At 71.4% G+C, this 9,250-nt stretch carries 9 protein-coding genes; 2 read left to right on the top strand and 7 right to left on the bottom strand.

Features of this window, described 5'->3' with window-relative positions:
- Nucleotides 1–114: 114 nt before the first annotated feature.
- From AC07BS_RS27675 to AC07BS_RS27650, 6 genes are all read right to left on the bottom strand, one after another.
- On the bottom strand, nt 115–801 hold the full coding sequence (locus tag AC07BS_RS27675) for a uracil-DNA glycosylase (protein ID WP_478647612.1): 687 nt from the start codon (nt 799–801) through the stop codon (nt 115–117).
- A 101-nt stretch (nt 802–902) separates the two neighbouring features.
- Nucleotides 903–1,664 (bottom strand): SDR family oxidoreductase, encoded by a 762-nt coding sequence (locus AC07BS_RS27670; RefSeq protein ID WP_478647614.1) that lies wholly within the window; start codon nt 1,662–1,664, stop codon nt 903–905.
- 20 nt (nt 1,665–1,684) lie between these two features.
- Nucleotides 1,685–2,446, bottom strand: a complete 762-nt coding sequence (fabG, locus tag AC07BS_RS27665) for a 3-oxoacyl-ACP reductase FabG (RefSeq protein WP_478647615.1) — start codon at nt 2,444–2,446, stop codon at nt 1,685–1,687.
- Nucleotides 2,447–2,589: 143 nt separating this feature from the next.
- Nucleotides 2,590–3,612, bottom strand: coding sequence for a MerR family transcriptional regulator (locus AC07BS_RS27660; RefSeq protein WP_478934835.1), 1,023 nt, complete (start codon nt 3,610–3,612; stop codon nt 2,590–2,592).
- Nucleotides 3,606–4,343, bottom strand: a complete 738-nt coding sequence (locus AC07BS_RS27655; protein ID WP_478647618.1) for a HEAT repeat domain-containing protein — start codon at nt 4,341–4,343, stop codon at nt 3,606–3,608. The genes AC07BS_RS27660 and AC07BS_RS27655 overlap by 7 nt, the downstream gene beginning before the upstream one ends.
- Before the next feature lie 131 nt (nt 4,344–4,474).
- Nucleotides 4,475–5,533 carry a class I SAM-dependent methyltransferase gene (locus AC07BS_RS27650; protein WP_478647620.1) on the bottom strand — a complete coding sequence of 353 codons (1,059 nt, stop codon included), beginning with the start codon at nt 5,531–5,533 and terminating at the stop codon, nt 4,475–4,477.
- Nucleotides 5,534–5,715: 182 nt separating this feature from the next.
- Here AC07BS_RS27650 and AC07BS_RS27645 point away from each other — a divergent pair, with 182 nt between their 5' ends.
- The gene (locus AC07BS_RS27645) at nt 5,716–6,684 is read left to right on the top strand and encodes an NAD-dependent epimerase/dehydratase family protein (RefSeq protein WP_478934834.1); all 969 of its coding nucleotides are present in this window, start codon (nt 5,716–5,718) and stop codon (nt 6,682–6,684) included.
- Between the two features lie 5 nt (nt 6,685–6,689).
- Here AC07BS_RS27645 and AC07BS_RS27640 read toward each other — a convergent pair whose 3' ends face one another.
- Nucleotides 6,690–7,598 (bottom strand): methyltransferase domain-containing protein, encoded by a 909-nt coding sequence (locus AC07BS_RS27640; protein WP_478647624.1) that lies wholly within the window; start codon nt 7,596–7,598, stop codon nt 6,690–6,692.
- Between the two features lie 250 nt (nt 7,599–7,848).
- On the opposite strand from AC07BS_RS27640, the gene AC07BS_RS27635 reads away from it, so the two are divergent.
- Complete coding sequence (locus AC07BS_RS27635) at nt 7,849–9,117, top strand: activator-dependent family glycosyltransferase (protein WP_478647625.1); 1,269 nt, start codon at nt 7,849–7,851, stop codon at nt 9,115–9,117.
- Nucleotides 9,118–9,250 lie beyond the last annotated feature (133 nt).

The following is a 9,250-nucleotide window of genomic DNA, read 5'->3' as shown; positions in this document are numbered from 1 at the left end:
CCCCCCCCCCCCCCCCCCCCCCCCCCCCCCCCCCCCCCCCCCCCCCCCCCCCCCCCCCCCCCCCCCCCCCCCCCCCCCCCCCCCCCCCCCCCGGTGCCGCCGGAGGGACGTGCCTCAGACCGCGAGGTCCGGGATCCGCCAGTCGATCGGCTCGTGGCCCTGCAGGGCGACCGCCTCGTTGATCTGCGTGAAGGGGCGGCTGCCGAAGAACCTCTTGGCCGACAGCGGCGAGGGGTGCGCGCCCTTGACCACGACGTGCCGCTCCTCGTCGATCAGGGGGAGCTTCTTCTGCGCGTAGTTGCCCCAGAGCACGAAGACCGCCGGGTCGGTCCGCTCGGCCACGGCGCGGATCACCGCGTCGGTGAACTTCTCCCAGCCCTTGCCCTTGTGGGAGTTGGGCTCTCCGCCACGCACCGTCAGCACGGCGTTGAGCAGCAGGACGCCCTGCTCGGCCCACGGCATCAGATAGCCGTTGTCCGGCACGTCGTAGCCCAGCTCCTCGCGCATCTCCTTGTAGATGTTGCGCAGCGAGGGCGGGGTCCTGACCCCCGGCTGCACCGAGAAGCACAGACCGTGCCCCTGGCCGGCGCCGTGGTACGGGTCCTGGCCGAGGATGAGGACCTTCACCCGGTCGAACGGGGTGGCCTCCAGTGCGGCGAAGACCTCCCCGCGCGGCGGGTACACCGGCGCCTTCGTCCGCTCGTCCTCGACGAAGTCGGTGAGCTCCTTGAAGTAGGGCTTCTCGAGCTCCTCGCCGAGGACGCCGCGCCAGGACTCGGGCAGCTGGTCGGTGACGGTCACAGGGCAACCTCCGGGTTCGCTTTCGTTCTCGGGGGAGAACATACCGGCGACCACTGACAACGCCGACCGGGGCCGTCCTCGCCCCGGTAGGACCCGGTGCCTCAGACCCCGGCGTTGAGGAAGAGCCCCCCGTCCACGACGAGGGTCTGCCCCGTGATCCAGCCCGCCGCGTCCGACAGCAGGAACGCGGCCGCGCCACCGATGTCCTCCGGGGCGCCCAGGCGCCCGAGGGGGTAGGGGGCCACGGCCTCCTGCTCGTGCCCCTCGTAGAGGACGGCGGCGAACCTGGTCTTCACGAGGGCCGGGGCGATGGCGTTGACCCGTACACCCGGCGCCAGCTCGTGGGCGAGCTGCAGAGTGAGGTTGATCATGGCGGCCTTGCTGATGCCGTACGCGCCGACGAAGCGCGACGACCCGAGGCCGGCGACGGAGGAGATGTTGACGATCGCCCCGCCGTTGTCCTTCTGCCAGGCCCGCCACGTCTGCTGGGCGAAGCCGAGCGCCGAGATGACGTTGGTCTCGAAGACCTTGCGGGCGACGCTGAGCTTGAGGTCGGCGATGGGGCCGAAGACCGGGTTGGTGCCGGCGTTGTTGACGAGGTAGTCCACGCGGCCGAACGCCTCCATGGCACGCTCGACGGCCGCGGCCTGGTGGTCCTCGTCGTGCGCCTTGCCCGGTACGCCGATCGCCTGCCCGGGACCGAGCCGTTCGACGGCCTCCTTCAGGGCGTCCTCGTTGCGGCCGGTGATGACGACGCGGTCGCCGCGGGCGACGAGCGCCTCGGCGATGGCGTAGCCGATGCCCCGGCTGGCGCCGGTGACGAGGGCGACTCTTCCGGTGAGCTCCCGCTCCTGTGCGGTCATGGTGTCCGTCCCTTCTGCCGTCAGTTGAGCGGGCCGCCGGCCACGTACAGGACCTGACCGGACACGAAGCCGGCCTGCTCACCGGTGAAGAAGGCGACGGCGTGGGCGATGTCGTCCGGCTCACCGACGCGCTGCACGGGGATCTGGCTCGCCGCCGCGGTCTTGAAGTCGTCGAAGCTCATGCCGACCCGGGCGGCGGTGGCGGCCGTCATCTCGGTGGCGATGAAGCCGGGCGCGACGGAGTTGGCCGTGATGCCGAACTTGCCGAGCTCCTTGGCGAGCGTCTTGGTGAAGCCCTGCATCCCGGCCTTGGCCGCCGCGTAGTTGGCCTGGCCGCGGTTGCCGAGGGCCGAGCTGCTGGAGAGGTTGACGATCCGGCCGAACCCGGCGTCCACCATGTGCTTCTGGCAGGCGCGCGACATCAGGAACGCGCCCCGCAGGTGGACGTTCATGACGGTGTCCCAGTCGTTCTCGCTCATCTTGAACAGCAGGTTGTCACGGAGGACGCCCGCGTTGTTGACGAGGATGACCGGCGCGCCCAGACCCTCGGCGATCCGGGCGACCGCCGCGTCCACCTGGGCCGAGTCCGAGACGTCGCAGCCGACCGCCATGGCCCGGCCGCCGGCCGCGGTGATCCTCTCCACGGTGTCCGCGCAGGCCGCCTCGTCGAGGTCGAGGACGGCGACCGCGCGGCCCTCGGCGGCCAGTCGGACGGCGGTCGCCGCGCCGATGCCGCGCGCCGCGCCCGTGACGACGGCCACGCGCTGCTCGGTGGTGGACATGCGGGTTCTCCTCACCTGGAAGACCGGTACGACCGGAAGCCTCGAACCTGAAAAGCAACCGCTCAGTAGCCTCGGACGATCAGACGCTAGAAGCCCCGTCGGTCACTGTCAACGGCCGAGGGGCCTCCCGCCCGCCCGTCATGTCAGCGGTCCTCGTCGGCCCGCTCCTCCAGGACTTCGACCAGGGCCGATGCCACGAGGGCGACGGCCCGGTCCGGGTCGTCGGTCAACCCGCGCAGGACCTCCCGCGCGGCGGTTCCCTCCAGCTCGACCAGCGCCTGGGTGAGGCGGATCCGTGTCGCCGGGTCCGCGGTGGGCGACGCGAGTTCACCGGCCAGGGCGGTCGTGATCCTGTCCGCGCAGCCGGGGTCCCGGGACAGCGTTCCCAGAGCCTCCGCCGCGTCCACGTCGCTGGAGCCCTCGACCACCATGCCGACGAGTGTCGGCACGGCCGCGGCCACCCCGTGCCGGCCCAGGGCCAGAGCGGCCCGCCCGCGCACCGTCGCGTCCGGGTCCCCGAGGGCGTCCGCGAGCACCCCGATCGCGCCCGGGGCCTCGGGCATCTCGGCGATCGCCAGCACCGCGCGCCGCCGGATGCCGGCGTCCTCCGAGCGCGCGGCCGCGGCCAGCGCCGCCACGCCGTCGCCGCCCGACCGGGCGAGTGCCCAGCGCAGAGCGCCCGCGACATGGGGGTCGGATTCGGCCAGCACCGCTCCGACCAGCACCTCGGCGGGAACCGACACCCCCTTCGACCCGGCCAGGACGGCCTGCTGCCTGCGCGCGGCGCTGGTCGAGTCGAGCCCCCTCATGAGCTCGACGACGCGCAGGACGTCCTGCCAGCCCGTGGGCGCCGACGCGTCGATCACACGGAGCCGCTCCAGCAGCTCCTGTTCCCGCGCCAGACGGTCCTCCGCCCACTGGATGAGGTCACCGACCAGGGCCGACGGGGTGAAGTCCGGGTCCTCCAGCGCGCGCCCGATCTGCTTGAGCGACAGCCCGAGGGACCGCAGGCTCTCCACATGGAAGATCCTGCGGACGTCCTCGGCCGAGTACTCGCGGTAGCCGCCGACGGTGCGGCCCGTCGGTCGCACCAGCCCCAGGGCGTCGTAGTGCCGGAGCATCCGGGTGCTCACCCCGGAGTGACGGGCCACATCACCGATCAGCAATCCGCGGCCTCCCGGGTCTCCGTGGCGTCGACCGGCTCGGCGGTCCCGCCGGCCTCGGTGTCCCCCGCCGCGGCCTCGACCTCGGCGGCTCGCTCCGGGCCGAGCCTGACCATGCGCTTCGCCTCCTCGATCGCCGCGTCGAAACCGCTCTCCGGGTTCCGCCTGAGCAGCTCGGTGGCACGGGCGTGCGCGGCCACCTCCGGGTCGGGGTGCTCCGCGGCCTTCGCCAGGGCGGGCTTGATCACGTCGCCCAGGTCGACGAAGGCCCGGCTCAGGCTCAGCTGCACGCTGCGGTCGCCGCGGCCGAGCTGCAGGACCAGCTCGTCGACCAGGTCCTTCTCCTCGCCCTCGGGTACGAGGGCGACCGCGACGCGCCACGCGGTCCGCGCGACCTCGTCGTCGGGGTCGCGCAGCATGTCACGGGTGATCCAGGCCCATGCGCTCTTGTCGTCGATCTTGGAGAGCGTGTGCAGCGCCTGGCTGCGGGCCTGGTTGCGCTCGGACTCGAGCTCCTTGCGGAGACGGGGCAGGGTGATCTCCGGCGAGAGGCGGGTCAGCGCCCAGGACAGCATGTCTCGCACGAAGAAGTCGGGCTCGACCGCGCACCGCTCGACGAGGGTCTCCAGGAAGACGGGGTCGAGGCTCGAGCCGGCCGCCAGGGCCGCCTGAAGCCGGACCGAAGAGTCCTTGGCACCCAGGGCGTTGATCAAACGGGTGTGCTGCGCGGTCACGTTGGTCGTGTTGATCGGGACCACCTCCTGCGCCCAAGTGGAAACCTTATCACCGTGTCAAGGTCAAGCCCGTGACCTGCGGATCGGAAAATCCGCAGGTCACGGGCGCGAACAGGTCCGCCGAGGACCCGTCAGGACGTCCGGCGCGCGAGCACCCGGTAGGTGTTGGACAGGCCCCGGCCGCCCCCGATCGACGCGGAGACCCGGTCCACCAGATAGGCCAGCGCGAGCGCCGGGACACTCGCGTTGAAGGCGACCTTGCGCACCAGCGCGCGGGCACGCGACGGAGGGGCCGGCCGCCACGCCAGGTCCTCTCCACCGATCAGCCCCGCGTTGATCGCCAGGACCGCGGCGCTGACGACGTCCTGCCCGTTGTGCGGTTCGGCCCGCTGTTCGGAGACGACGGTCAGTCCCAGGGAGCTCAGCTCGGCGCGCAGGTTCGCGATCGGGATCATGTGCAAGTGCTGGGGCTGCAGCCAGGAGATCCACCACTTGCCCAGGAGCCGGGCCCAGGCGCACTCCGGGTCGGGCAGTTCGATGGCCAGGTGACCGCCCACCGGCAGGGCCGCCGCCGCGGCGGCCATCTCCGCCTTGGGGTCCGCGGTGTGCTCCAGGTAGTGGTACATGCTGATCACGTCGTACTCACCGGCGAACCCGGGGGCGAGGTCGACGAAGCTTCCCTGGTAGGCCTTGCGGATCCGCCCCTTCTGCTGGGCTATCAGCACTCCGTCGGTCCGGTCGAGGCCGTCGAACTCGGTGTCCGGCAGCAGCCTCTTCGCGTCGGTCAGGAAGTGCCCGTGCCCGGTGCCGACATCGAGCCACTGCTTCGGCCTGCCCTGCGCGGCGACCATGCGGGTCCGCCCGTCGTGCCCGGCGCGCTTGGTCCCGAAGATCTTGTTCATGTTCTCTTCGCCGAGACCGTCGTAGAAGTCCCGGTAGTAGAACTCGAGTCCGTCGTCGTTCAGCCGGGGGTTCTGGAAGACATGCCCGCAGTCCTTACAGGACTCCAGGACGAAGACGCCCGGCTTGTGCTGCATCACGTCCGTCGTCCGCAGCAGGACGCCGAGCCGCTTGGACTCGCACCACGGGCAGGATTCCCTGCGCTCCTCGAAGAACCTGGCGGTTCCGGCGGCGAGGTCTGACAGGTAGGCCGGTCGGCGCTGGGCGACCGCATCGCTTCTCGTGGTCATGCGCGTGATGCTAACCGTTCGGTGTGCAACTGGGCGCGATCATGACCGAATTCGCTCGGCGATCGAAAGGATGAAGTCCGCTCATGACGACACCGCCCGTGCCGCGACTGCCGATTGTGACGGTGTAGTAGTGAAATCAGGGGGCTGGTACGGTGCGTTGACGGTGATCAAGGGGGAAAAGGATGCCCGCAGCACTCTTACCGCATGACGGTCTCCACCGGCCCGGGCCCGTCGTGGCCGTCGTCGGCGCGGGCGGCTTCCTCGGCAGAAGCGTCATGCGGACACTGTCCGGAGCCGGGGTCGAGGTACTCGGGTTCACCAGCGCGGCACCGGCCGTTCACGGAACGCGGCTCGACCCCGCGCTCCACCGCTGCGACGTGGTCCTCTATCTGGCGAGCCGGATCAGCCCGGCGATCGCCCAACGCGAACCGGAGCGCGCCGCACAGGAGATCGCCTCCTTCCGGACCTTCCTCGACGCACTCCGCGAGCACCCACGACGACCGGTCGTGACGCTCGCGGCGTCGGGCGGCACCGTGTACGACCCGCGGAGCGAGCCGCCGTACGACGAACGGTCACCCGTGGGCCCGAGCAACGTCTACGGCAAGGCCAAACTGGAGCAGGAGGAGGCGCTGGCCCGCGCGTCCGACTGGCTCGCCCCCGTGACGCTGCGGCTGTCCAACGTGTACGGCCCCGGACAGCGCACCACCGCGGGGTACGGAGTGATCGGGCACTGGATGCGGGCCCTGCTGGCGGGCGAGCCGCTGCGCATCCTCGGGGACGGCGGGTCGAGCAGGGACTACGTGCACGTCGACGACGTGGCGAACGCGATGCTCGCCGTGCTGGGCAGGGCCGCCGAGCTGCGTGCGGCGGACCGGCCGACCGTGCTCAACATCGGCGCCGGGACACCGACCTCGCTGGACGAGCTGCACCGGCACCTGGAGGCCACGGTGGGCCGGCCGGTTCCCGTGGAACGCGAACCGGCCCGCCCGTTCGACCGCGGGGACGTGTGGCTGGACGTCCGCCGCGCGGCGGACGTGCTCGGCTGGCGGCCGGGGATCGGCCTCGCCGAGGGGATCGCCGACACCTGGCGGTACCACCTCGGCACGGAACGGGAGCCGGCCCGCTCGGCACCCCGGCCCGACGGCCGCTAGCCGTCTCAGCCCTGCGAGGGGCGGCGCAGCACCGCGATGATCACGCCCACCGCCGGGTCGTCCTCGATCAGCCAGTGCAGCCGCTTCTCGCCGGGGCCCGCCTGCAGGATCTTCTTGATCTCCGGCGGAACCTCGTTGTGCTTGGCGTACTCGTAGACCGCCCCGTAGAACCGGTGCGCCGTGTACTTGGTGTGCTGGCTGATGTCGGTGACCTCGACGACCTCCAGGCCCGCGGCGGAGGCGAACGACGTGTAGTCCGCCGCCCGGACCAGCGGAGCCGTGTGCCACGACTCGATGACCTTGGCCAGCGCCGCCTTCTGCACCTTGTCGACCATGCTGCCCTGGATCCTCTTCAGCAGCGAGGACTTGCCCGGACCGGCGGAGGCGGGGGTCCGCTCGACGAAGTCGGTGAGCGCCACCGAACCTCCGGGCCGCAGCACCCGGGCGATCTGCTGGAGCACCTGGACGCGGTCCGGCATGTGCACGATGGACTCGAGCGCGAGGACGTGGTCGAAGGAGTTGTCGTCGAAGGGCATCTCCAAGGCGTTGGCGTGCTCGAAGCGCGCCCGGTCCGCGCAGCCCTCCCGCTGCGCACGGGCGTTGGCCAGTTCCACGTCGCGCGCGCTGATCGAGATGCCGACCAGTTGCGCACCGGTCCTGGTGGCCAGTCGCACACCCGGCGTGCCGACACCGCAGCCGACGTCGAGCACCCGGTCGGCCGGGCCGGGCCCCAGCTTGTCGATCAGGATGTCGGACAGCCGGTCGGACGCCTGCTCGAACGTGCTGTCGTCCTCGGGGCCGTTCCAGTAGCCGTAGTGCATGCTGCCGCCCTGGAACTGGGCGATCAGTCCGTTGGCCGCATCGTAGAACGCGCCCACTTCCTCGGGCTTGGGAAGCGATATACCAGTGCTCATCGGAACTCCTCAGTAGACACGGTTCCACCTGCCGAAACGCGTCGAACGCTACCAGCGGGGAGGCCCGTTGGGCAGCGGTTCCGGATCTTGAACACCGCGCGGGCCGGGAGAGGAAGGCAACTCCCGTGATCTTTCCATGGGGGGAGGTATCACGCGTAGGGTGTGGCCAACGAGTCTGGGGGACGATCTCGTCACACACCAGGCCGCGTAATGCTTGCTTCCCCCGAACCGATCCGAGGAAGTCCTCATCATGCGCGTGCTGTTCACCGTCAACCCTGAGAAGAACATATTCCTGTACCTCGTGCCGATGGCGTGGGCGCTGCGCACGGCCGGCCACGAGGTGCTCATCGCCAGCCAACCGCGCTTCGCTCCCACCATCACCCAGGCGGGGCTGACCGCCGTGCCCGTCGGGACCGACTTCGACAAGTGGCAGTTCGGCCGCCAGTACCCCGAGCTGCTGGAGTCGATCCGGCCCGGGCTGACCCCGCCGTGGGACGTGGCGGAGGACCCGGAGGGCACGACCTGGGAGCGCATCTCGCAGAGCCACAAGGCCGCGGTGGAGGGCGCCCACGGCGGCGAGGTCGACGCGGTGATCGACGACCTGGTGGCGTTCGCCCGCCACTGGAAGCCGGACCTGGTGGTGTGGGACTCCTTCAGCTACATCGGCCCGATCACGGCGAAGGCCTGCGGCGCGGCGCACGCGCGGGTGGTCTTCGGCGCCGACGTGTTCGGCGCGACCCGTGACATCTACCTGCGGTTGAAGGCGCAGCAGCCCGTGGCGGAGCAGGAGGACCCGCTGGCCGACTGGCTGGACGGCCGCGCGCGCGCTTTCGGCGGCGAGTTCAGCGAGGACATGACGACCGGCCATGTGACGATCGACCAGTTCCCGCGCAGCCTCCAGCTCGAGACCGGACTGGACGTCCTGCAGACGCAGTTCATCGGCTACGGCGGCCCGGCCGTCGTACCCGACTGGCTGAAGACGGCTCCGAAGCGTCCGCGGGTCGGCATGACCCTGGGCCTGACCGCGACCGAGGTCTTCAACGGCTACAACATCCCGCTCACCGAGATCCTCGACTCGCTGGCCGAGCTGGACATCGAGCTGGTCGCGACCATCGCCGAGAGCGAGCAGCAGAAGCTGGGGACGGTCCCGGACAACGTCCGCCTCGTCCCCTTCGTGCCGTGGCACGCCATCGTTCCCACGTGCTCCGCGGTGATCCACCACGCGGGCGCCGCGACCCTCGCGACCACCGCGCGCCACCCGGTGCCGCAGCTGTCCCTCCACTACCACTTCGACCAGCCGATGCTGGCCCGCAAGCTGGCCGAGCAGGGTGCCGGACTGGAGATCCACACCACGCAGGCGACCGGGGAGAACATCAAGGAGAGCGTCCACCGCCTGCTGACCGAGCCCCGGTTCGCCGAGCGCGCGACCGCGCTGCGCGACGAGATCCTGGCCGCCCCCTCGCTCAACGACCTGGTTCCGCAGCTCGAGGAGGTCGCGGCCAAGTACCGCGCCGGCTGATCGGTACGGGGGCGGGGGGGGGGGGGGGGGGGGGGGGGGGGGGGGGGGGGGGGGGGGGGGGGGGGGGGGGGGGGGGGGGGGGGGGGGGGAGAGGGGGGGAGGGGGGGGGGCGGGTGGGGGTCCGTCTGCGCGG

This window comes from Streptomyces sp. NPDC044063 (assembly GCF_056434285.1).
This window is presented reverse-complemented; position numbering and strand designations above follow the sequence as displayed.

Bases quoted from the DNA above. Each gene is read 5' to 3' on its own strand.
- AC07BS_RS27640 (WP_478647624.1), bottom strand. From the start codon at position 7,598: ATGAGCACTGGTATATCGCTTCCCAAGCCCGAGGAAGTGGGCGCGTTC.
- AC07BS_RS27635 (WP_478647625.1), top strand. From the start codon at position 7,849: ATGCGCGTGCTGTTCACCGTCAACCCTGAGAAGAACATATTCCTGTAC.
- AC07BS_RS27650 (WP_478647620.1), bottom strand. From the start codon at position 5,533: ATGACCACGAGAAGCGATGCGGTCGCCCAGCGCCGACCGGCCTACCTG.
- AC07BS_RS27670 (WP_478647614.1), bottom strand. From the start codon at position 1,664: ATGACCGCACAGGAGCGGGAGCTCACCGGAAGAGTCGCCCTCGTCACC.
- fabG (WP_478647615.1), bottom strand. From the start codon at position 2,446: ATGTCCACCACCGAGCAGCGCGTGGCCGTCGTCACGGGCGCGGCGCGC.
- AC07BS_RS27645 (WP_478934834.1), top strand. From the start codon at position 5,716: ATGCCCGCAGCACTCTTACCGCATGACGGTCTCCACCGGCCCGGGCCC.